At 67.1% G+C, this 21,463-nt stretch carries 17 protein-coding genes; 12 read left to right on the top strand and 5 right to left on the bottom strand.

Going from position 1 to position 21,463, the window contains the following annotated elements; all coding sequences use genetic code 11:
• Position 1 precedes the first annotated feature (1 nt).
• Together ACH2CY_RS06110 and ACH2CY_RS06115 are read left to right on the top strand one after the other, a co-directional pair.
• The gene (locus tag ACH2CY_RS06110; protein WP_395017093.1) at positions 2 to 319 is read left to right on the top strand and encodes a 2Fe-2S iron-sulfur cluster-binding protein; all 318 of its coding nucleotides are present in this window, start codon (positions 2 to 4) and stop codon (positions 317 to 319) included.
• Positions 319 to 1,569 (top strand): NAD(P)/FAD-dependent oxidoreductase, encoded by a 1,251-nt coding sequence (locus ACH2CY_RS06115; protein WP_395017096.1) that lies wholly within the window; start codon positions 319 to 321, stop codon positions 1,567 to 1,569. Before ACH2CY_RS06110 ends, ACH2CY_RS06115 begins: the two co-directional genes overlap by 1 nt.
• 87 nt (positions 1,570 to 1,656) lie before the next feature.
• Here ACH2CY_RS06115 and ACH2CY_RS06120 read toward each other — a convergent pair whose 3' ends face one another.
• Positions 1,657 to 2,898: an ATP-binding protein gene (locus tag ACH2CY_RS06120; RefSeq protein WP_395017098.1), complete on the bottom strand. Its 1,242-nt coding sequence runs from the start codon at positions 2,896 to 2,898 to the stop codon at positions 1,657 to 1,659.
• 676 nt (positions 2,899 to 3,574) lie between these two features.
• Between ACH2CY_RS06120 and ACH2CY_RS06125 the strand changes: the two genes are divergently transcribed.
• The 6 genes from ACH2CY_RS06125 (at position 3,575) to ACH2CY_RS06150 (ending at position 11,601) form a co-directional block, all read left to right on the top strand.
• On the top strand, positions 3,575 to 3,664 hold the full coding sequence (locus ACH2CY_RS06125; RefSeq protein ID WP_395017100.1) for a K(+)-transporting ATPase subunit F: 90 nt from the start codon (positions 3,575 to 3,577) through the stop codon (positions 3,662 to 3,664).
• A 28-nt stretch (positions 3,665 to 3,692) separates the two neighbouring features.
• A complete protein-coding gene (kdpA, locus tag ACH2CY_RS06130) occupies positions 3,693 to 5,423 on the top strand; it encodes a potassium-transporting ATPase subunit KdpA (RefSeq protein WP_395017101.1) in 1,731 nt (576 codons plus the stop codon).
• A gap of 60 nt (positions 5,424 to 5,483) precedes the next feature.
• Positions 5,484 to 7,511 carry a potassium-transporting ATPase subunit KdpB gene (gene kdpB, locus ACH2CY_RS06135; RefSeq protein WP_395017153.1) on the top strand — a complete coding sequence of 676 codons (2,028 nt, stop codon included), beginning with the start codon at positions 5,484 to 5,486 and terminating at the stop codon, positions 7,509 to 7,511.
• A 10-nt stretch (positions 7,512 to 7,521) separates the two neighbouring features.
• Positions 7,522 to 8,094: a potassium-transporting ATPase subunit KdpC gene (gene kdpC / locus ACH2CY_RS06140; RefSeq protein WP_395017104.1), complete on the top strand. Its 573-nt coding sequence runs from the start codon at positions 7,522 to 7,524 to the stop codon at positions 8,092 to 8,094.
• A gap of 76 nt (positions 8,095 to 8,170) precedes the next feature.
• A complete protein-coding gene (locus tag ACH2CY_RS06145) occupies positions 8,171 to 10,912 on the top strand; it encodes an ATP-binding protein (protein ID WP_395017105.1) in 2,742 nt (913 codons plus the stop codon).
• The gene (locus ACH2CY_RS06150) at positions 10,909 to 11,601 is read left to right on the top strand and encodes a response regulator (RefSeq protein ID WP_395017107.1); all 693 of its coding nucleotides are present in this window, start codon (positions 10,909 to 10,911) and stop codon (positions 11,599 to 11,601) included. The genes ACH2CY_RS06145 and ACH2CY_RS06150 overlap by 4 nt, the downstream gene beginning before the upstream one ends.
• Here ACH2CY_RS06150 and ACH2CY_RS06155 read toward each other — a convergent pair.
• The 4 genes from ACH2CY_RS06155 to ubiG all read right to left on the bottom strand — a co-directional run bounded on the left by ACH2CY_RS06155 (position 11,598) and on the right by ubiG (position 15,277).
• Entirely contained in the window at positions 11,598 to 12,104 is a 507-nt protein-coding gene (locus ACH2CY_RS06155) for a PAS domain-containing protein (RefSeq protein WP_395017110.1), read from the bottom strand. The two genes, ACH2CY_RS06150 and ACH2CY_RS06155, sit on opposite strands and share 4 nt — an antisense overlap.
• Entirely contained in the window at positions 12,101 to 13,597 is a 1,497-nt protein-coding gene (gene betC, locus ACH2CY_RS06160; protein WP_395017112.1) for a choline-sulfatase, read from the bottom strand. Before betC ends, ACH2CY_RS06155 begins: the two co-directional genes overlap by 4 nt.
• Positions 13,598 to 13,694: 97 nt before the next feature.
• The gene (locus ACH2CY_RS06165; RefSeq protein ID WP_395017114.1) at positions 13,695 to 14,375 is read right to left on the bottom strand and encodes a lipid-binding SYLF domain-containing protein; all 681 of its coding nucleotides are present in this window, start codon (positions 14,373 to 14,375) and stop codon (positions 13,695 to 13,697) included.
• A gap of 125 nt (positions 14,376 to 14,500) precedes the next feature.
• Positions 14,501 to 15,277 carry a bifunctional 2-polyprenyl-6-hydroxyphenol methylase/3-demethylubiquinol 3-O-methyltransferase UbiG gene (gene ubiG, locus ACH2CY_RS06170; protein WP_395017116.1) on the bottom strand — a complete coding sequence of 259 codons (777 nt, stop codon included), beginning with the start codon at positions 15,275 to 15,277 and terminating at the stop codon, positions 14,501 to 14,503.
• Between the two features lie 229 nt (positions 15,278 to 15,506).
• On the opposite strand from ubiG, the gene ACH2CY_RS06175 reads away from it, so the two are divergent.
• From ACH2CY_RS06175 to ACH2CY_RS06190, 4 genes are all read left to right on the top strand, one after another.
• Complete coding sequence (locus ACH2CY_RS06175; RefSeq protein ID WP_395017119.1) at positions 15,507 to 16,781, top strand: aspartate kinase; 1,275 nt, start codon at positions 15,507 to 15,509, stop codon at positions 16,779 to 16,781.
• 14 nt (positions 16,782 to 16,795) lie between these two features.
• Positions 16,796 to 17,848 (top strand): NAD(P)H-dependent flavin oxidoreductase, encoded by a 1,053-nt coding sequence (locus ACH2CY_RS06180; RefSeq protein ID WP_395017120.1) that lies wholly within the window; start codon positions 16,796 to 16,798, stop codon positions 17,846 to 17,848.
• A gap of 1 nt (position 17,849) precedes the next feature.
• On the top strand, positions 17,850 to 20,120 hold the full coding sequence (gene ptsP / locus ACH2CY_RS06185; RefSeq protein ID WP_395017122.1) for a phosphoenolpyruvate--protein phosphotransferase: 2,271 nt from the start codon (positions 17,850 to 17,852) through the stop codon (positions 20,118 to 20,120).
• A gap of 95 nt (positions 20,121 to 20,215) precedes the next feature.
• Positions 20,216 to 21,388 carry a helix-turn-helix domain-containing protein gene (locus ACH2CY_RS06190; protein WP_395017124.1) on the top strand — a complete coding sequence of 391 codons (1,173 nt, stop codon included), beginning with the start codon at positions 20,216 to 20,218 and terminating at the stop codon, positions 21,386 to 21,388.
• Positions 21,389 to 21,463: the final 75 nt, after the last annotated feature.

A 21,463-nucleotide genomic window follows, 5' to 3' on the forward strand; every position in this document is an offset into this window, starting at 1 on the left:
GATGCCGAAGGTCACCTGGATCCTCAAGGACGGGAAAGAGATCACCGCCGAAGTGCCGGTCGGTCACAACCTGATGGAGGCCGCCGTCGCCAAGAACGTGCCGAACGTGATCGGCGAATGCGGCGGCTGCCTGTCCTGCGCCACCTGCCACGTATATGTCGAGCCGGAGTGGTACGGGAAGACCGGCGCGCCCGACGACATGGAAAGCGAGATGCTGGAGATCACCGTCGCCGAGCGGAAGCCGACCAGCCGGCTCTCCTGCCAGATCAAATCCGCGCCGGAGCTCGACGGCCTGGTGCTGCGCGTCCCTTACATCTGATGCCCGATCCGATCGTCATCGTCGGCGCCGGGCAGGCCGGCGTCGCGCTGGCGGCGAAGCTGCGGGCGCTGGGCTATGCCGATCGGCTGATCCTGATCGGCGACGAGACGGTGCCGCCCTATCAGCGGCCGCCGCTTTCCAAGAAATATGTCTCCGGCGAGCTTGACGTCGAGCGGCTGCTGATTCGGCCGCGCGACTGGTATGCCGAGCAGAATGTCGAGCTGCGCCTGGATCAGCGCGTAACCTCGATCGCGCCTGCTGCACATGAACTGACCCTCTCGGACGGAGCGCGGCTGCGCTATGGCAAGCTGGCGCTGACCACCGGCGCGCGGCCGCGCAACCTTCCCGCCGAGATCGGCGGTGCATTGCCGGGCGTGGTGACCATCCGCGGCCTCGCCGACGCGGACGCGATCATGCCGCTGCTGAAACCCGGAATGCGGCTCGTGGTGGTCGGCGGCGGGTATATCGGCCTGGAGGCGGCGGCGGTCACGGCATCGAAGGGGATGCAGGTGACGGTGATCGAGGCGGCGGAGCGGATCCTGCAGCGCGTCGCCGCGGCGGAGACCTCGGCCTTTTTTCGCGACCTGCACCAGCGGCACGGCGTCACCATCCGCGAGGCCACCGGACTCGACCGGCTGGTGGACAGGGATGGGCGCGTCGCCGCGGTCACGCTGCGCGACGGCACGTCGCTGTCGGCGGATCTCGTGATCGTGGGGATCGGCGTGCTGCCGAACGACCAGCTCGCCCGCGATGCGGGGCTGCTGGTCGAGAACGGCATCACCGTCGATGCGCAGGGCCGCAGCTCCGATCCGGATATTTTCTCCGCCGGCGATTGCGCGAACTTCCCGTGGCAGGGCCAGCGGACGCGGCTGGAATCCGTGCAGAACGCGATCGAGCAGGCTGAGCATGCGGCGGCGGCGATGCTGGGCGGCACGGAGCACTACAATCCGGTGCCCTGGTTCTGGTCGGACCAGTATGACGTGAAGCTACAGATCGCCGGATTGAACCGCGGCTATGACCAGGTCGTGACCCGGCCGGGCAAGCGGCCGGGCAGCCAGTCGGTCTGGTACTACCGGCAAGGCGCGCTGATCGCGGTCGATGCGATGAACGACGCCCTGGCCTACGCCTTCGGGAAGAAGGCGCTGGAGAGCGGGAAGTCGATTGCGCCCGAAAAGGCCACCGATCCGGCGGTCGATCTAAAGACCGCGATCGAGTATAATCTTGCGCTCGCCACCTCTCGAAAAGCGTGATGCGGCAAGGCATTAGCGCCCTCTTGACTATACTCACACTGGGGTGTACGGTCTTGACGACCTGAGGAGCGGCGAGACGAAATCCGTCTAGCGCCCGGTCCCCGTCGCGCGGAGCGGCAATTCCTTCACAATCGAATGGTGCGGATGCGCGATGCAGCGCGCCGTCGGCATGGTGAAGGTGACGGTGGTGCCGCGGCCTTCGACGCTGGCGATCGCGACCTGGCCGTCATGCAGCTCGATCAGCCGCTTGGAGATGGCGAGGCCGAGGCCGGTGCCTTGCGGCTTCTGCACGCGCGGCGACTGCGCCTGATGGAACGGGCGGAACAGGTTCAGGAGCTCCGATTCCGGAATGCCGATGCCGGTGTCGGAAACGCTGATCTGCATGCCGCCGTCCGGCGTGGCGCCGGCATTGACCAGCACCGTGCCGGTGCTGGGCGTGAACTTGATGGCGTTGGAGAGCAGGTTCAGCAGCACCTGCTTCACCATGCGCTCGTCGGCGTGGAGCAGGGGCAGCTCGGCGTCGATGCTCTGGATGATCTTGATGCCCACTTCCTGGGCGCGCTGGCGCACAAATTTGATGGATCCGGAGATCAGGCTGACGACATCGATATCGGTCGGCTGGAGCACCGCCTTGTTGGCCTCCAGTTTTGACATGTCGAGGATGTCGCTGATCAGGTCCAGCAGCAGGATCGCGCTGTCGTGAATGTCGCCGGCATATTCCGAGGTCTTCTCCGGCGAGGCGGCGAACATCCGGTCGCGGATCACCTGGGAGAAGCCGATGATCGCGTTCAACGGCGTGCGGAGCTCGTGGCTCATGTTGGCGAGGAACATCGACTTCGCGACATTGGCCTCTTGGGCCCGATTGCGCGCCTCGATCAGCTCCTGCTCGAAGCGGCGCTGGTCGGTGATGTCGAAGCCGATGCAGACCACCAGCATGACGCCGCCATGGCCGTCATCCAGCGCGACATTCGACCATTTCATCAGCCGCCGCTCGCCGGACTTGTTGACCCACTGGTTGATGTGCGGCTTGGGGAAGTCCGAGAGCTTCGGCTTGGAGAGGAAGTTCACGACGCCGGCATAGTCCTCCGGCGGAATGATCTGCTTCCAGGTGTCGGGATTGCAGAGCTCGGCTTCGGTGAAGCCGGAGAGCCGCTGCGCGCAGCGATTGGCGCGGATCAACCGGCCGTCGCGGTTATAGACGGTGATCGCGGCATCGACGCTGTCCAGCACCAGGCTGACGATGGCGCTCTGCGCAACCGGCGAGGCGCGGTCGCGCCGCAGGCGCTGCACGCCCAAGACGCCCAGCCCACCGGCCAGGATGCCTCCCATCAATGCGCCCAGTTCCAGTATCATCCCAGCGCCGTTCTGTCGGCGAAGCGCAAGCGCGACGCTTGCAACAGTTCTCTGCCTCAAAGCGTGAACCTTCAGTCAAAGCCCTGAAGGATTGGTTAAAATCCGCAGCAACGTCGGCCATCTTGAACATAGGAGTGTGAGGAGGCTGCGCGGATCGGCCTCGGCGGCGCAGGTCGCGCCGGCCGGCGGCCGATCCATTCCAATTCCATAAATTGAACTTCAAAAGCACGGCTACAACTCCGGGCCGGGTTGGTCTCCTTACGGAATCCTTATTCCCTCCCCCGCAGTTCCGCATGGAAGCCCAACGGGCGTCGGCGCCACATTCAGCCGCATCTCCTGGTCTCACCCGCGCCGGAACGCGCGGGCCTCACCGCCGGGGGGAAGGATCATGCTGGATGTAATCCTGGATGGCTTCGGTGCGCTGCTGCTGTTCGGCCAGGTCGCCTTGTTCCTGGCGCAGGGCGAGATCGTCCCGACGCGCTGAGCCCATTCCAATTTCCACGACAGAGCAAATGCCAAGCGGCCCGGCTCCAGCGCGGCCGCTGCAAGGAGACCCGACGGATGTTCGATCTGGCCATGATCGCGATCGGCTGCGCCTCGTTCGCGATCCTCATTCTCTACACCCACGTCTGCGACCGGATGTGAGGCGGCCATGACCCTCGACCTCGCGCTGGGTGCCGTCGTCTCGCTCGGCCTGCTGGCCTATCTCGTCTACGCCCTGATCCGCCCCGAACGGTTCTAGGTCGCGCGATCGCAAGGAGCCTTTGACCATGAATTTGAACGGATGGATCCAGATCGCGATCTACTGCGCGCTGATCCTGGTCTGCGTGAAGCCGCTCGGCCTCTACATGGCGCGGGTCTTCAACGGCGAACGCACCTTCATGACGCCGGTGCTGCGGCCGCTGGAGCGCGGGATCTATGCCGTCTGCGGCGTCGATGAAGCGCGCGAGCAGCACTGGACCCGCTATACCACCGGCATGCTGATCTTCAGCCTGGCCAGCTTCCTGTTCGTCTACGGGCTGCAGCGGCTGCAGGCGACGATCCCCCTGTTCAACCCCGCCGGCATGGCGGCCGTCGCTCCGGACAGCGCCTTCAACACCGCGATCAGCTTCGCGACCAACACCAACTGGCAGGGCTATGGCGGCGAGACCACCATGAGCTACCTGACGCAGATGGCCGGCCTCACCGTGCAGAACTTCGTCTCCGCGGCGGTCGGCATAGCGCTCGCCATCGCGCTCATTCGCGGCTTCGCGCGGCGCTCGGCCAGCACGGTCGGCAACTTCTGGGTCGATCTCACCCGCGGCACGCTGTATGTGCTGCTGCCGATGTCGATCGTGGTCTGCCTGGCGCTGGTGGCGCTCGGCGTGCCGCAGACCTTCGGCGCCTATGTCGATGCGACCACGCTCGAGGGCGGCAAGCAGATGATCGCGGTCGGGCCGGCGGCGTCGCAGATCGCGATCAAGCAGCTCGGCACCAACGGCGGCGGCTTCTTCAACGCGAACTCGGCGCATCCCCTGGAGAATCCGGGCGCGCTCTCGAACCTCATCGAGATGTGGTCGATCCTGGTGATCAGCGCGGCGCTGACCTACACCTTCGGCCATATGGTGAAGAACACCCGCCAGGGCTGGGCCATCTTCGCCGTGATGGCGGTGCTGTTTCTCGGTGGCCTGACCGTCACCTACTGGGCGGAATCGCAGGGCAACCCGACCCTGGCGGCCCTGGGCATCGACCAGATGCCGGGCGCATTGCAATCCGGCGGCAACATGGAGGGCAAGGAAGTCCGCTACGGCATCGTCAATTCGACGATCTGGGCGACCGCGACCACCGATGCCTCCAACGGGTCGGTCAATTCCATGCACGACAGCTACACGCCCCTGGGCGGCCTCATCCCGATGCTGAACATCCAGCTGGGCGAGATCATCTTCGGCGGCGTCGGCTCCGGCCTCTACGGCATGCTGCTCTTCGCCGTCGTCGCGGTCTTCGTCGCCGGACTGATGGTCGGGCGCACGCCGGAATATCTCGGCAAGAAGGTCGAGGCGCGCGAGGTCAAGATGGCGATGCTGGCGATCCTGGTCCTGCCGGCCGCGATCCTCGGCTTCACCGCCCTCGCTTCCGCCATCCCGCAAGGCCTCGCCAGCCTCAACAACGCCGGGCCGCACGGTTTCAGCGAGATCCTCTACGCCTTCACCTCGGGCGCGGGGAACAACGGCAGCGCCTTCGCCGGCCTCAACGCCAACACGCCGTTCTACAACGTCACCATCGGCCTTTCGATGCTGGTCGGCCGCTTCGCGGTGATCGTGCCGGCGATGGCGATCGCGGGGTCGCTGGCGGCGAAGAAGATCGTGCCCCCTTCGGCCGGCACCTTCCCGACCACCGGCGTGCTCTGGGTCGGCCTCTTGATCGGCGTGATCCTGATCGTCGGCGGCCTGACCTACTTCCCGGCGCTCGCCCTCGGCCCGGTGGTCGAGCACCTGGCGATGAATGCCGGAAACCTGTTCTGAGGACCCGAGGAAATCATGGCTGTGATCCCTACACTGTCGGGCAGCAAGATCCGCAAGCGGATGCCGGTTGCCACGCTGACCGATCCGAAGATCCTGCTGCCCGCGATCGGCGCCTCGTTCCGCAAGCTCGACCCCCGGGTCATGATGCGGAACCCGGTGATGTTCGTGGTCGAGGTGGTGGCCGCGCTGACCACCATCCTCTTCATTCGCGATGTCGTCACCGGCGCCGGCAATCTCGGCTTCTCGTTCCAGATCAACCTCTGGCTCTGGTTCACGGTGCTGTTCGCCAACTTCGCCGAGGCGGTCGCCGAAGGCCGCGGTAAGGCCCAGGCGGCGACCCTGCGCAAGACCAAGACCGAGACCATGGCCAAACGGCTCGCAAACGGGGCCGCTTGGACGCAAGTGCCGGCGACCGCGCTGAAGGTCGGCGACGTGGTGCTGGTGGAGGCGGGTGACCTCATTCCCTCCGACGGCGAGGTGATCGAGGGTGTCGCCTCGGTCAACGAGGCGGCGATCACCGGCGAGTCCGCGCCGGTGATCCGCGAATCCGGCGGCGATCGTTCGGCGGTCACCGGCGGGACCCAGGTGATCTCGGACCAGATCAAGGTCAGGATCACCGCGGCGCCGGGCTCGACCTTCCTCGACCGCATGATCTCCCTGGTCGAGGGTGCTTCGCGCCAGAAGACGCCGAACGAGATCGCGCTCAACATCCTGCTGGCCGGCATGACGCTGATCTTCGTTTTTGCCGTGGTGACGATCCCGAGCTTCGCCGCCTATGCCAGCGGCAACATCCCGGTCCTGGTCCTGGTGGCGCTGTTCGTCACGCTCATTCCGACCACGATCGGCGCGCTGCTCTCCGCCATCGGCATCGCCGGCATGGACCGCCTGGTCCGGTTCAACGTGCTCGCCATGTCCGGCCGCGCGGTCGAGGCGGCGGGCGACGTCGATACGCTGCTCCTCGACAAGACCGGCACCATCACCCTCGGCAACCGCCAGGCGACCGAGTTCGTGCCGGTTCAGGGCGTCAGCGACCGCGACGTGGCGGAAGCGGCGATGCTGGCCTCGCTTTCGGACGAGACCCCGGAGGGCCGCTCGATCGTCGCGCTGGCCGGCGAAAAATATGGCATCCGCCCGCAGAGCTTGGTCGATGCGGTGTTCGTGCCGTTCACTGCCCAGACCCGCATCAGCGGCGTGGACAGCGGCGGCGCCTCGATCCGCAAGGGCGCCGTCGATGCGGTACTGGCCTATGTTCGCGCCACCAGCAGCGACCCGGTCGCCCGCGAGATCAGCGCCGCCGCCGAACGCATCGGCAAGGCGGGTGGCACGCCGCTGGCCGTGGCGAAGGACGGCAAGCTCCTGGGCGTCATCCACCTGAAGGACATCGTGAAGGGCGGGATCCACGAGCGCTTCGCCGCCTTGCGCGCGATGGGCATCCGTACGGTGATGATCACCGGCGACAACCCGCTGACCGCCGCCGCCATTGCAGCCGAGTCCGGCGTGGACGACTTCCTGGCCCAGGCGACGCCGGAGGCGAAGCTGAAGCTCATCCGCGACGAGCAGGCGCAGGGCAAGCTGATCGCCATGTGCGGCGATGGCACCAACGACGCGCCGGCGCTCGCGCAAGCAGATGTCGGCGTGGCGATGAACACCGGCACCATGGCGGCGCGCGAGGCCGGCAACATGATCGACCTCGACAGCGATCCCACCAAGCTGATCGAGATCGTCGAGATCGGCAAGCAATTGCTGATGACCCGGGGTGCGCTGACCACTTTCTCGATCTCGAACGACGTGGCCAAGTATTTCGCCATCATCCCGGCGATGTTCGTCGTGATCTACCCGCAGCTCCAGGCGCTGAACATCATGCATCTCGCGACGCCGCAGAGCGCGATCCTGTCGGCGATCATCTTCAATGCGCTGATCATCATTGCGCTGATCCCGCTGTCGCTGCGCGGCGTCGCCTATCGCGCCGTCGGCGCGGCCAGCGCCCTGCGGCGCAACCTGCTGATCTACGGCCTCGGCGGCCTGATCGTGCCGTTCATCGGCATCAAGCTGATCGACATGATCGTCACCGCCATCGGGCTTGCTTGAGGAGAGAACAATGAACCAGATCCGCCCCGCCGTCCTGATGTTGGTGATCATGACCGTCATCACCGGCTTCGCCTATCCGCTGGCGATGACCGGGATCGCCCAGGTCGCGTTCCCCAGCCAGGCCAATGGCAGCCTGATCGAAAAGAACGGCTCGGTCGTCGGCTCGGCGCTGGTCGGCCAGAATTTCATGTCGGAGAAGTATTTCCATGGCCGCCCGTCGGCCACGTCCGATGCTTACAACGCCGCCGCCTCTTCCGGCTCGAATCTGGGGCCGACCTCGCAGAAGCTCGTCGATCGCGTGAAGACCGATCTCGAGAGGCTCAAGGCAGAGAATGCGTCGGCCCCGGTGCCAGCGGACCTGGTGACCGCCTCGGCCAGCGGCCTCGATCCGGACATCACCCCGGCCGGCGCCCTGTTCCAGGTGCCGCGCGTGGCCAAGGCGCGCAACCTGCCGGAGGACAAAGTCCGGCGGCTGGTGGCGGAGCATACCGAAGGCCGCCTCTTCGGCGTGATCGGCGAGCCGACGGTGAACGTGCTGGCGCTCAACCTCGCATTGGATGCGTTCTCTGCCGTTCCGCAATGAGCAAGGCTCGAGCCGGGCTTGGGGCACCCCCACCCCGACCCTCCCCCGAAGACGGGGGAGGGGGTAACATGCCGCGATGACCGACGACCAGGAGCCATTGCGTCCCGAACCGGAGGCGCTGCTGCTTGAAGTCCTTCGCGAACAGGAAGGGCGCGGCAACCGCGGCCGGCTCAAGATTTATCTCGGGATGGCGCCGGGCGTGGGGAAGACCTATGCGATGCTGGAAGGCGCACGGGCGGCGAAGGCCGCCGGGCGCAACGTGGTGGTCGGCGTAGTCGAGACTCACGGCCGGGCCGAGACGGCGGCGCTGCTGCAGAACCTCGAGGTTGCTCCGCGCCGCTCGATTGCGCATCGCGGGCACATGCTGCAGGAATTCGATCTCGCCGCCGTGCTGGCGCGCAAGCCGGACCTGGTGCTGGTCGACGAGCTGGCGCATACCAACGCCCCGGACAGCCTGCATCCGAAGCGCTGGCAGGACGTGGCCGAGCTGCTGTTCGCGGGCATCAACGTCTATTCCACCTTGAACGTCCAGCATCTCGAGAGCCTGAACGACGTGGTGGCGCGGATCACCGGCGTGCGGGTGCGCGAAACCGTGCCCGACAAGATCCTCGAGCAGGCGGACGAGGTCGAGCTGGTCGACCTGACGCCGACCGAGCTGATCGACCGCCTGCACCAGGGCAAGGTCTATGCGCCGGAGCTCGCCGGCCGCGCGCTGGAGAAATTCTTCAATCCCGGCAACCTTGCGGCCCTGCGCGAGCTCGCCCTGCGCCGCACCGCCGACCGGGTCGATGACCAGGTGGTCGGCTATATGCGCGCGCATGGAATCGAAGGCCCGTGGCAGGTCAACGAGCGGATCCTGGTCTGCATCGGCCGCGATTCCAACAGCGGGCTCGCGGTCCGTGCCGCACGGCGCCTCGCCGACCAGCTGCAGGCACCCTGGGTTGCGCTGCACATCGAGCGGCCGAACGCGGCACTGCCGGAGAGCGACGAGAGCGATCCGGCCGAGGCGGCGCTGAAGGCCGCGGCCGATCTCGGCGCCCGGGTCGAGCGCGTCTCGGGCCGCGATCTCCCAGCGGAGATCCTGCGCTTCGCCAAGCGCAACAACATCACCCAGATCGTGATCAGCCGTTCGCGCTCGAGCTGGCTGAAGGAGATTCTGCGGCGCTCGCTGCCGCATGAGCTGGTGCGCCGCGCCAACGGGATCGCGGTGCATGTGCTGACCGCGGATGCGGTGCGGCAGAGCGGCCGGCGCTGGCGGCCGCGCCTGCCGCGCGGCTGGCAGCCCTGGGCCTTCAGCCTCGGCGGCATCGCGACGGCGGTGGCGGCCGGCAAGATCATTCCGGACCTCGACCGGCCGGGCAACATCTCCACGCTGCTGATGGCGGTCGTGGTCTTCTCGGCGATCATGTGCGGGCGCACCGTCGCGACGATCACCTCGGTGCTGGCCTTCCTGGCCTATAACTTCTTCTTCCTCGATCCGCTGCTGACCTTCCATGTCACGCATCTGGTCGATCTCGTGACCTTGATGCTGTTCCTGATCATCGCGATCGCGACCGGGACATTGGCCGGCACCGTGCGCGAGCAGGCGCAGGCGGCCCAGGACCGGATCAAGGCGATGCGGGCACTCTATGACTTCGCCAGCCGGCTCGGCGCCACCTTCCGGCGCGACGACCTGGTCCATGCGGTCGCGATCCACGCCAACCGGGTCGCCGACCACCAGGCCATGGTGATGCTGGCCGAGGGCGACGAGCTGGTCATCAGCCATGCCTGGCCGCCGGAGGACAGCCTGGAGCCCAGCGGCTGGGCGGCGGCGCGCTGGGCGCGCGAGCATGCCGAGCCGGCCGGCTTCGGCACCGACACCCTGCCGACCGCGGAATGGCATTTCCGCCCGATCCGCACCAAGGATTCGATCGTCGGCGTGGTCGGCATCCGACGCAGGGGCGAGGAACGCGCGGCCTCGGGCGAGATGCTGCGCACTCTCGACGCGGTGCTCGATCAGGCCGCGGTCGCGATCGAGCGCATCGACTATGCGGAGGAAGCGGCGAAGGTCGAGGCGCTCGACGCCACCGACCGGCTGCGCGGCGCGCTGCTGTCCTCGGTCTCGCACGATCTCAGGACGCCGCTCACGGCGATCCTGGGCTCGGTGACCACGCTCCGTCAGCAAGGCGACCAGTTGAGCGAGAGCGGGCGAAAGGACTTGCTGGCCACGATCGAAGAGGAGGCGGATCGGCTGGATCGCTTCGTCGGCGATCTTCTCAACATGACGCGGCTGGAATCCGGCGCGCTGGAGACCAAGGCAGACTGGATCGACGTCGCCGACCTGGTCGATTCCGCGATCCGGCGGGTGGCGCGCCGACCGCATGCGGGCCTGCTCAGCCGCAAGGCGCCGAACGACCTGCCGCTGATCCGCGCCGACTTCGTCCTGCTGGAGAACGTGCTGATGAACCTGATCGACAACGCGCTGAAGCATGCCGAGGGCGCGACGCGGATCGAGATCGCGGCCGGTCGCCGCGACGGCCGGGTCGAGATGTCGGTCACGGATGACGGGCGCGGCATCGCCGCCGAAGATCTGCCGCATCTCTTCGACAAGTTCTACCGCGCCGGCCAGGCAGATCCGAAGCGGGCCGACGCCGGCAGTGCGGGCGCGGGACTCGGTCTTTCCATCTGCAAGGGGCTGGTGGAGGCGATGGGCGGCGCGATCACGGTCACCAGCCCGACCGGGATCGGGCGCGGCGCGCGCTTCGCCGTCTCCTTCGCGGTGCCGGCCCAGCCGGCCTCCATGAGCGCAATCGAGGCGGAAGCCAGGGTCGAATCATGACCGACACCGCCCGCGTCCTGGTGGTCGACGACGAGCCGCAGATCCTCAGGTTCCTGCGCGCCAGCCTCGGCGCCAGCGGCTTCGCGGTGATCGAGGCCGAGACCGGTGCGGAGGCGCTGAAGCGCGCCGCGGCGGATGCCCCGGAAATCATCCTGCTCGATCTCGGCCTGCCGGATATGGACGGCAAGGACGTGATCAAGGCGCTGCGCGAATGGTCGGAGATCCCGATCATCGTGCTCTCGGCGCGGGCGCGCGAGGCGGAGAAGATCGAAGCGCTCGACCTCGGCGCCGACGACTATGTCAACAAGCCGTTCGGCATCGGCGAGCTGCTGGCGCGGCTTCGCGCCGCCCTGCGGCATCGCCTCCGGCAACAGGGGGCGACGCCGGTGGTGAAGGCCGGCGATCTCAAGATCGACATCGCGCGGCGCAAGGTCACGCGCGGCGAGGCCGAGATCCACCTGACGCCCAAGGAATTCGACCTGCTGCGGCTGCTCGCGCAGAACGCCGGCAAGGTGGTGACCCATCGCCAGCTGCTGCAGGCGGTCTGGGGCCCGGCGCATCTCGAGGACACGGCCTATCTCCGCGTCTTCATCGGTCAGGTCCGGCGCAAGATCGACGCCGACGACGGCGCCGGATCGCTGATCGAGAACGCGGCCGGCGTGGGGTACCGGTTGCGGGATGACGGTTAGAGCTTGAGCGCGACGCCCCAGTCGATCGGGTCGGGCTGGGGGCCGAGCGGGCCGTAGTCTTCGATCGAGATGCACTGGCGGACTTCGCCGTTGACCTTGAGCGGAAACAGGCCCATCCAGACCAGCCGCACCAGATCGCGGTCGTTGGGCCAGTGATAGGCCTCGATCACCGCCTGGCCGGTCTCGCGGCAATGCGCATAGCAGCGCTGGATGCCTTCGACCACGGCGCGAAACTCGCCGGTGGCGAACTCGTCGAGATGACGGCCGGTGATGTTGAGGCCGGTCATCTCATCGACCTTGGTGCCGGTCAGCCGATAGCGCACCCGGAACGGATCGTCCTCGAACTGGATGATGAGAAGGTAAGGCAGCAGTTGCAGGATCGCGGCCGGATCGAGCAGCTCGCGCTCCGGCGCCGTTCCGCCGCCGAGGCTCAGCCAGTATTCGGCCAGCTGCCGGACTCGTTCCGGCGTTCCCTCTGGGATCTGCCGGCCGGCGTCGTTCACGGGCGCGCCCGCGGCAGGCGCAGGGCGCGGTCCGGATCCGGCCGGTTGTCACCATAGTTCCGCCAGTATGATCCGGCGGCATTCTCGCGCCGCTCGAAATCCCAGGGTGCCACGCGGCCCTGGGTCAGCGCCGCGTGGATCAGGCGGCGGCGCCGCTGGCTGGCCAGCACCGCCGCGCGCAAGCCGGCGAGATCCCAGCGCCGGCGCACTTCGTCGCGCAATGCACGGCCTTGCTCGCTGTCGGCGGTGTTGGTGCGCTCCAGCGGATCCGCGGCGAGGTCGTAGAGGAAGCTGCCGTCGGCCTCGGAGTGGATGAACTTCCAGTTCTCGCGGCGGAGCATGATCAGCGGGTGATCGTAGCCCTCGCCCATATACTGGCCGACCACTTCGCGCGCGGCATCGCGCTCTCCCTGCAGCAGCGGCAGGAGACTGCGGCCGTCGCCCGCGGTCTCTGCGCGGGCGATCGCGGTGAAGCTGGGCAGGAGGTCGAGGTGGGAGACCGGGTCGCTGACCCGCTTGCCGGCCGGGATGCCGGGGCCGGCGAAGACCAGGGGCACGCGGATCGCGCGCTCGAAACACACCATCTTGTACCAGAGACCGCGCTCGCCGAGCATGTCGCCGTGATCGCTGGTCACGACGACCACGGTGTCCTCGCTGAGGCCGAGCAGCTCGAGACGATCGAGAAGGCGGCCGAGCAGGGAGTCGCAATAGCTCAGCATGCCGTAATAGGCGCGGCGCGCTCGCAACACCTGCTGCGCATCGACCGGGATTTCGCCGCGGTCATAGAGCCGGTACATGCGTCGGCCGAAGACGTCGCGCGCGTCGACGGGATTGCCGTCATCCTGCGGCGCCTCGATCTCGGCGCCTTCATACCAGTCCCAGAATTGCCGCGGCGCCTGGTAGGGGTCGTGCGGGTGCATGAAGGAGACGGTGAGCGCGAAGGGTCGTGCATCCGCCTCGCCGCCGCGGCGGTGCAGCCACTGGATCGCCTTGTAGCAGGCGTCCTCGTCATATTCCATGTTGAGGGTGTAGTCGCAGGGCCCGGCCTCGGCCACGCTCGCCATCGAGTGCGACCAGGACAGGACCGCGTCGGGCCGGTCCCAGTCCGGCACCCAGCCGAAATCCGAGGGCGAGAGATCGGTGGTCAGGCGCTCCTCGTAGCCGTGCAGCTGGTCGGCCCCGGTGAAATCCATCTTGCCGGAGAGGCAGGTGCGATAGCCGAGCGCGCGCAGGCGATGCGCCCAGGTCGGCTGGTCGGACGGCAGCTCGGTGGCGTTGTCATAGGCGCCGATCGCCGAGGGATAGCGTCCGGTCATCAACGCGAAGCGCGCCGGCGAGCAGAGCGGGGCGTTGCAATAGGCGTTCTCGAACAGCGCGCCGCGCCGGCTGAGCTTCTCCAGGTTCGGCATGCGCACCAGCGGATGGCCGTAGACGGGCAGCGAAAGCGCCGCCATCTGGTCGAACATCACGAAGAGAAAATTGGGTTTACCCACCGCCGCCGGATCCCGACCCTGCCCTTGCTCTCAGGGCAAGGGGATATTCCAGCCGGACCTTGCGGCTGTCACGCGGAATCAGCCAGGTCGGCGACCCTTAGTAAGGTGCCAGGCTGTTCAACAGGCTCTGGGTGTTCGGGTTGTTGAACTTGCGCTCGATGACGATGCCGTAGGGCGTCGCGGTCGGGCCGTAATAGGCGTGGTTGTCCTCGTCGTCCTTGAGGATGCCGGCGCCGTTGAACGAGATGCCGGCAAAGGCGCCCGCGGTCTTCGAGAAGGAATAGACGTCGGACGAGAAATTGGTGGTGGTGTCCGACCCGATTCCCTTGCCGTTCGGGCCCGCGGCCACCGACATGTCGCCGCCGAACTTCATCTGGTTGTCCAGGATGGCGTCCAGCGCCTTCTGGCTCATGATGGTGAATATGGTCTCGGAGGACTGGCCGCCGATCTGCAGGCCCAGGCTGCCCTCGGCCAGGTTGTAGAAGGCCGGCTGGCTCCAGCCCTTGGCGCCGTCGCGGACCAGCAGCAGGCCGCTGCCGCCCTGGCCGCCGATCACCAGCCCGGCCTTGAAGATGTCCGGGAAGATCATGATCGCCTTGGCCTTCTTCACATAGCCCGGCAGCTCGCCGAACTCGAGGGCGGTGATCAGCTTGTCGAAAGTGATCCGCGCTTCATCGACCAGCTCCTGCTGATCGGTGAGGGCGAGGGCCGGTCCGGCCTTAGCCAGGACAGGCGCCAGCGCCAAAGCAGCAATTGCGGTCCGACGGTTCAAGCGCATCGCGACGATCTCCTGCGACTCGGGAATGCAAACCTTAACCCACACATAACTGCGCGGGTTCCGGCGTGCAATCACCTCACGCGGATTTCACCGAGTCGACTCGGCGCAATTGTGGCGGGATCGCCTTAACGGTGAACGGCGACCGACATGTAGTTGACCCCGCAATCGCGGCCCAGAGAGAAGCTGTCGCCGATCGGATCGTAGGACACGCCGGCCAGTTCCTGCATCTCCAGCCCATGGCTGCGCAGGTGGCGCGCAAGCTCGGACGGCCGCATGAAGCGACGCCAGTCGTGGGTCCCGCGCGGCAGCCAGCGCAGAACATATTCCGCGCCGACGATGGCGAAGGCAAAGGACTTCACCGTGCGGTTCAAGGTCGCGACGAACATCGTGCCTTCGGGCTTCAGCAGGCCGGCGGCGGCTTTGAAGAAGGCGTCGAGATCGGCCACATGCTCGACGATCTCCATGGCGAGCACGGCGTCGAATTTCTTACCTTGCGCCGAGAGGTCCTCGGCGGTGCAGGGGAGGTAGGTGACCTTGGTGCCGACGGATTCCGCGTGGCGCCGGGCGATCGCGATGTTGCGCTCGGCGGCATCGATCCCGGTCACCTCGGCGCCCAGCCGGGCGAGCGGCTCGGCCAGCAACCCGCCGCCGCAGCCGATGTCCAGGATGGAGAGACCCCGCAACGCTTCGGGCTCTTCCGGATTGCGGCCCAGCCCCGCCGCCAGCCGGTCGCGGATGAAGCGGACGCGGACCGGGTTCAGGCGGTGCAGCGGCTTGAACTTCCCCGTCGGGTCCCACCAGGCATCGGCCATGGCCTCGAATTTCGCGATCTCGGCCGGGTCGACCGAGCCGCCGCCGGACCGGGCGCGCGCTTCGCCGGGGGAGATGCGAGAAGGCTCCATGGAATGCCCGCCAAATGATTGAAGAATCAGCCCGGAAGCCGTGTGAATGCTTGCCTCTCCGGCATCGAATGAGTATGGATACGCACCGCTGGCAAAACAATCCATTTCCCTTTGATTTCCGGGGCAGGATTCCGGTCGAGGCAGCCTAAAATGGCCGCCATCGGGCCGTCGCCATGGGCAAGATATGGGCTGGGGCCGGCGGCTCGGCTTGATTAAGGATCTACATTCTATGGCTCAACTCGGGGCTCAATCGGGGGCGCAATCCAGGCCAGGCAACGGCCGCAAGACCCGGATCGTCATGAAATTCGGCGGCACTTCGGTCGCCAACATCGAGCGCATAAACGCGGTCGCCGCGCGGGTCAAACGCGAGGTCGATGCCGGACATGAAGTCGCAGTCGTGGTCTCGGCCATGTCCGGGCACACCAACCAGCTGGTCGCCTGGTGCAGCGAGATCTCGCCGATGCACGACGCGCGGGAATACGACACCGTGGTTGCGTCGGGCGAGCAGGTGACCGCGGGCCTGACGGCGATCGCGCTGCAGACGCTCGGCGTCAACGCGCGCTCCTGGCTCGGCTGGCAGATGCCGATGCTGACCAACGACGCCCACGGCAAGGCGCGGATCATGTCGATCGACGCCGAAGGCTTCGAGAAGCGCTTTGCCCAGGGCCAGGTCGCGGTGGTTGCCGGCTTCCAGGGCATCGGCCCCGACAACCGGATCACCACGCTCGGGCGCGGCGGCTCGGACACCTCGGCGGTGGCGCTGGCGGCCGCGCTGAAGGCCGATCGCTGCGATATCTTCACCGACGTGGACGGTGTGTACACCACCGATCCCCGGATCGTCGCCAAGGCGCGCAAGCTCGACAAGGTCACCTACGAGGAGATGCTGGAGATGGCGTCGCTCGGCGCCAAGGTGCTGCAGATCCGCTCGGTCGAGATGGCCATGAAGCATGGCGTCCGGGTGCAGGTCCTCTCGAGCTTCGAGGACAAGCCGGGTACGCTGGTCGTGAATGAGGATGAGATCATGGAACAGGAACTGGTCAGCGGCATCGCCTACAGTCGCGACGAGGCAAAGATCACGCTGGTGGCGGTGCCGGATCGCCCGGGCGTCGCCGCCTCGATCTTCGGCCCGCTTTCGGATGCCAACATCAACGTGGACATGATCGTCCAGAACGTCTCCGAAGACGGCAAGAACACCGACATGACCTTCACCGTGTCGAAGGGCGACTTCGAGCGGGCGAAGCAGGTGCTGACCGGCAAGCAGAACAGCTTGAACTTCCGCACCCTGATCTCGGACTCCAACGTCGTGAAGGTTTCGGTGATCGGCGTCGGCATGCGCAGCCATGCCGGCATCGCCCAGCGCATGTTCAGGGCGCTGGCCGAGAAGGGGATCAACATCCAGGTGATCTCCACCTCGGAGATCAAGATCAGCGTGCTGGTCGCGGAGGAATATACCGAGCTCGCGGTGCGTGCCCTACACACCGCCTACGGCCTGGACGCGGAGTAAGGTTCGGCTCGCACATGGACCGCAAAGCGGCAGAAGCCCATCTGGACGAGCTCTGGCAGCGGGGAAAGGACTTCCTCGGCAGCCGCTACGCCATCATGGCCGGCGCCATGACCTGGGTCTCCGAACGGCACCTGGTCTCCGCCATCTCGAATGCCGGCGGCTTCGGCGTGATCGCCTGCGGCTCGATGACGCCGGACCTGCTGCGCAAAGAGATCAAGGCGACGCAGGGGCTCACCAGCAAGCCGTTCGGCGTCAACCTGATCACCATGCATCCGGCGCTGCTGGAGCTGATCGACGTCTGCCTGGAGACCAAAGTCGGCCATGTGGTCCTGGCCGGCGGCCTGCCGCCGGGCGGTGCCATCCAGCGGCTGAAGGACGGCGGCGCCAAGGTGATGTGCTTCGCCCCGGCCGTGGTGCTGGCGAAGAAGCTGGTGCGCTCCGGCGCCGATGCGATCGTCATCGAGGGCATGGAAGCGGGCGGCCATATCGGCCCGGTCTCGACCAGCGTGCTCGCCCAGGAGATTCTCCCCGCGATCCGCGACGTGCCGGTTTTCGTCGCCGGCGGTATAGGCCGCGGCCAGGCCATGCTGGGCTATCTCGAGATGGGCGCCTCCGGAGTCCAGCTCGGCACCCGCTTCGTCTGCGCGACGGAGTCGATCGCGCATCCGAACTTCAAGAAGGCCTTCATCCGCGCTTCGGCGCGCGACGCCATGCCGTCGGTGCAGCTTGATCCGCGTTTTCCCGTGATCCCGGTGCGCGCGCTGGTCAACGACGGCGTCAAGAAGTTCATGGAGATGCAGCGCCAGGTGATCGACAAGTTCGACGCCGGCACGCTCGACATGAAGGCGGCGCAGCTCGAGATCGAGCATTTCTGGGCCGGGGCCTTGCGCCGCGCGGTGATCGACGGCGATGTCGAGAGCGGCTCGGTGATGGCCGGCCAGAGCGTCGGCATGGTCTCCAAGGAACAACCGACCGCCGAGATCATCCAGGATCTGATCGAAGAAGCGCTCTCCGCCCTTTCGGACCGCCACGAGCTGGCGGACCGCCGCAGATCCGCGGAGCGGTAGGATGAGCCAGAGCGGCAGCCCCTCCGGCGCGCGACTGCTGCTCAAACGACTGCGCAACATCATGGCGCAGCCGGGGACGCCGCAGACGCGTCTCGACCAGATCGTGCGCATCATCGCCGGCGACATGGTGGCCGAGGTCTGCTCGACCTATGTGATGCGCGCCGGCCAAGTTCTCGAGCTCTTCGCCACCGAGGGCCTGAAGCAGGAAGCCGTGCACCAGACGCGGCTGCGGGTCGGCGAAGGCCTGATCGGCGATATCGCCAGCCATGCCCGGCCGCTCGCGCTCGCCGACGCGCAGCATCATCCGCAATTCGCCTATCGTCCGGAAACCGGCGAAGAGGTCTACCAGTCGCTGATGGGCGTGCCGATCCTGCGCTCCGGCCGCGTGCTCGGCGTCTTGGCGGTGCAGAACCGCACCCGCCGCCATTACACCGAGGAAGAGGTCGAGACCCTCGAGACGGTGGCGATGGTGCTGGCCGAGCTCATCATCAGCGGCAACGTGGTCAGCCAGGCGGAGCTGGCGCCGGAGGAAGGCATCGCCGTCGTCGCGATGCGTCTCGACGGCACCACGCTGGCACCCGGCATCGCCAAGGGCGTCGCGGTGCTGCACCAGCCGGATATCACCATCACGCAGCTGGTCGCTGAAGATCCACTGAAGGAGATCGAGCGGCTCGACGATGCGATGGGGGCGATGAAGCTCGCCCTCGACGAGATGCTGGCGACCACCGACGTCGCCGCCGGCGGCGAGCACCGCGAAGTGCTGGAAACCTATCGCATGTTCGCCGAGGACCGCGGCTGGGCCAGCCGCATCGTCGAGGCGATCGAGAGCGGCCTCACCGCCGAAGCCGCGGTGCAGAAGGTGCAGAACGACACCCGCGCCCGCATGCGCGAGATCACCGATCCTTACTTGCGCGAGCGCCTGGCGGATCTCGACGACCTCGCCAACCGGCTGCAGCGCCACCTGCTCGGCCAGGCCGACATCCAGCAGCCGCGCGAACTCCCCGACGAGACCATCCTGGTCGCGCGCAACATGGGCCCGGCCGAGCTGCTCGACTACGACCGCAAGAAGCTGAAGGGCGTAGTGCTGGAGGAAGGCACCGCGACGGCCCATGTCGCAATCGTCGCGCGCGCGCTCGATGTCCCGGTGCTCGGCCGCTGCCACGACCTGATGGCCAAGGTGCTGCCCGGCGATCCGCTGATCGTCGACGGCGACAACGCCCAGCTCTACGTGCGGCCGGCCGAGGACATCCAGCAGACCTATGCCGAGGCGATGCGCCAGCGCAGCGAACGCCAGCAGGCCTTCGCCGCGATCCGCCATCTACCGGCGGTGACCTTGGACGGCACCGAAGTGACGCTGATGATCAATGCCGGTCTGCTGATCGACGTGCCGCAGATCGAGGCCCAGGGTGCCGCCGGGATCGGGCTCTATCGTACCGAGATCACCTTCATGGTGGCGCAGAGCTTTCCCGACGTGGCGCGGCAGCGCGATGTCTACAAGCGGGCGATGGATGCCAGCAACGGCAAGCCGGTCATCTTCCGCACGCTCGATATCGGCAGCGACAAGGTGCTCTCCTACTGGCAGCGCGATTCCGAGGAGAATCCCGCGATGGGCTGGCGGGCGATCCGCATCTCGCTCGATCGGCCGGCCTTGCTCCGGCAACAGCTGCGCGCGCTCATCCTCGCCGCTGAGGGCCGGCCGCTTTCGGTCATGTTTCCGATGGTGGCGGAGGCCTGGGAGTTCGAGGAAGCGCGCGCGCTGCTGAAACTCGAACTGGATCGAGCGGCACAGGCCGGCCAGCAGGTGCCGAGTGCGGTCAAGGTCGGCGCCATGATCGAGGTGCCTTCGCTCTATTTCCAGCTCGATACTCTGCTCGATCGCCTCGACTTCGTGTCGGTCGGCAGCAACGACCTGAAGCAGTTCCTCTACGCAGCGGATCGCGGCAACCCGCGTCTGGCCGACCGTTACGACACACTGGCCCCCGCGATGATGAAGCTGCTCGGCATGATCGCCGCGGCCGCCAATGCCCAGGGCAAGTCCTTGAGTCTTTGCGGCGAGATGGCCGGCGACCCGATCGCGGTCATGGCCCTGCTCTGCCTCGGCTTCCGCCAGCTCTCCATGGCGCCGACCTCGATCGGCCCGGTCCGCGCCATGATCCGCAGCCTGGACCTGGGCCGCCTTCTGTCCTATTGGGCAGAGTTGCAGGCCCGCCCGGTCTCCGACCTGCGCAGCCGGCTGCTGGTCTTCGCCCGGGACCACGGCGTTGCCCTGTAATTGCTGCAAGTTGCAGGCTTTTCAGCAATTGCGCCGGTGCGAGCCCAAAGTTATAACGGGCCGAATCCCTACGACGATGCCTTCAGGGACCATGGATGGCGCAACGCAGAGCCAATCTGTTCAACTCAGGCGAGACCGAAATGCCGGATGACGGCCGTTTCGGTGGCGTCGGCGCCCTGCTGCGCCGTCGGCGCGAAGAGATCCAGCAGGATGTCGAGGACGTCTCCCGCCAGCTTCGGATCCGCTCGGCCTATATCCGGGCGATCGAGGAGGGCAAGTTTCAGGAACTGCCCGGCAACGCCTATGCCATCGGCTTCGTGCGCGCTTATGCCGACTATCTCGGCCTCGACGGCAACAATGTGGTCAGCGATTACCGGGACGAGCTGGCCCGGCGTAGCCGGCAGAACGACTTGGTCTGGCCGACCGAAGGCGGTGAATCCCGCTTCCCCGGCGGCGCGATCCTCGGGGTCTGCCTGCTGCTGGCGGTTGCCATCTATGGCGGCTGGTATTACGCGAGCCAGTCCGGCGGCACCGGCATCAAGCTGATCGACCAGGTCCCCGACTACATCAAGAAACAGACCGGCTTCGGCGAAAGCGCAGAAAACGAGCCGCCCGCCGAGCCGACCCGGACCGAAGCGCAGGCCGCGACCTCCACCGCCGAGCCTGCGGCGCCGAGCCCGGCCCCCGCGCCGGCCGCCACCGAAACGGCGCCGGCCGCCGAGTCGGCGCCCAGCACGCAAACCGCCGCTGCACCGACTCCACCGGCGCCGGCGGTCGTGGCCACGCCGACCCCCAGCAATGCACCGGCCGCCGTCGCCCTGGGCCAGGGACAGCCTGAGCCGGCGCCCGCGGCCCCCGCGACGCCGACCCCCACCGCGCCCGCCAGCAGCGAGCCGGCTTCGGAGCCGAGCGGGACTGCGGCGGTCAGCCCCGCTCCGGCCGCCACCGAACAGGCTTCCACCACGACCGAGCCAGCGACCGTGCCGCCCGCGGCCAAGGTGGTGATCCGGGCCAACCGCGACAGCTGGATCGAGATTCGGGACAAGGACGACGCCGTCGTGCTGCAGCGGGTGCTGCGCCAGGGCGAGACCTTCAGTGTGCCGGACCAGAAGGGGATGGTCATGACCACCGGCAATGCCGGCGGCATCGTGATCGAGCTGGAGGGCCGGCCGCTCCAGGCCCTTGGGTCGCTCGGGGTCGTGAAACGCGGAATCAGGCTCGATCCAACCGCGCTCTCCGACGGGTCAGCCTTCAACACCGAGGAGTAGCGTCCAAGCCTTTGATCGGGCGCGATTAATTTTCATTGCTGCGGCGAGGGAACGCGCCTGCGGCACTTGATCTTT

The sequence above is a fragment of the Dongia sp. genome (assembly GCF_041905885.1).
Lineage (GTDB): Bacteria > Pseudomonadota > Alphaproteobacteria > Dongiales > Dongiaceae > Dongia.

Excerpts from the sequence above, each read along its gene's own strand:
- ACH2CY_RS06110 (WP_395017093.1), top strand. The coding sequence starts at position 2 with ATGCCGAAGGTCACCTGGATCCTCAAGGACGGGAAAGAGATCACCGCC.
- kdpA (WP_395017101.1), top strand. The coding sequence starts at position 3,693 with ATGAATTTGAACGGATGGATCCAGATCGCGATCTACTGCGCGCTGATC.
- ACH2CY_RS06125 (WP_395017100.1), top strand. The coding sequence starts at position 3,575 with ATGACCCTCGACCTCGCGCTGGGTGCCGTCGTCTCGCTCGGCCTGCTG.
- ACH2CY_RS06120 (WP_395017098.1), bottom strand. The coding sequence starts at position 2,898 with ATGGGAGGCATCCTGGCCGGTGGGCTGGGCGTCTTGGGCGTGCAGCGC.
- ACH2CY_RS06165 (WP_395017114.1), bottom strand. The coding sequence starts at position 14,375 with ATGCGCTTGAACCGTCGGACCGCAATTGCTGCTTTGGCGCTGGCGCCT.
- ptsP (WP_395017122.1), top strand. The coding sequence starts at position 17,850 with ATGAGCCAGAGCGGCAGCCCCTCCGGCGCGCGACTGCTGCTCAAACGA.
- ACH2CY_RS06150 (WP_395017107.1), top strand. The coding sequence starts at position 10,909 with ATGACCGACACCGCCCGCGTCCTGGTGGTCGACGACGAGCCGCAGATC.
- ACH2CY_RS06115 (WP_395017096.1), top strand. The coding sequence starts at position 319 with ATGCCCGATCCGATCGTCATCGTCGGCGCCGGGCAGGCCGGCGTCGCG.
- ACH2CY_RS06145 (WP_395017105.1), top strand. The coding sequence starts at position 8,171 with ATGACCGACGACCAGGAGCCATTGCGTCCCGAACCGGAGGCGCTGCTG.
- ACH2CY_RS06190 (WP_395017124.1), top strand. The coding sequence starts at position 20,216 with ATGGCGCAACGCAGAGCCAATCTGTTCAACTCAGGCGAGACCGAAATG.
- kdpB (WP_395017153.1), top strand. The coding sequence starts at position 5,484 with ATGCCGGTTGCCACGCTGACCGATCCGAAGATCCTGCTGCCCGCGATC.
- kdpC (WP_395017104.1), top strand. The coding sequence starts at position 7,522 with ATGAACCAGATCCGCCCCGCCGTCCTGATGTTGGTGATCATGACCGTC.
- ACH2CY_RS06175 (WP_395017119.1), top strand. The coding sequence starts at position 15,507 with ATGGCTCAACTCGGGGCTCAATCGGGGGCGCAATCCAGGCCAGGCAAC.
- ubiG (WP_395017116.1), bottom strand. The coding sequence starts at position 15,277 with ATGGAGCCTTCTCGCATCTCCCCCGGCGAAGCGCGCGCCCGGTCCGGC.
- ACH2CY_RS06180 (WP_395017120.1), top strand. The coding sequence starts at position 16,796 with ATGGACCGCAAAGCGGCAGAAGCCCATCTGGACGAGCTCTGGCAGCGG.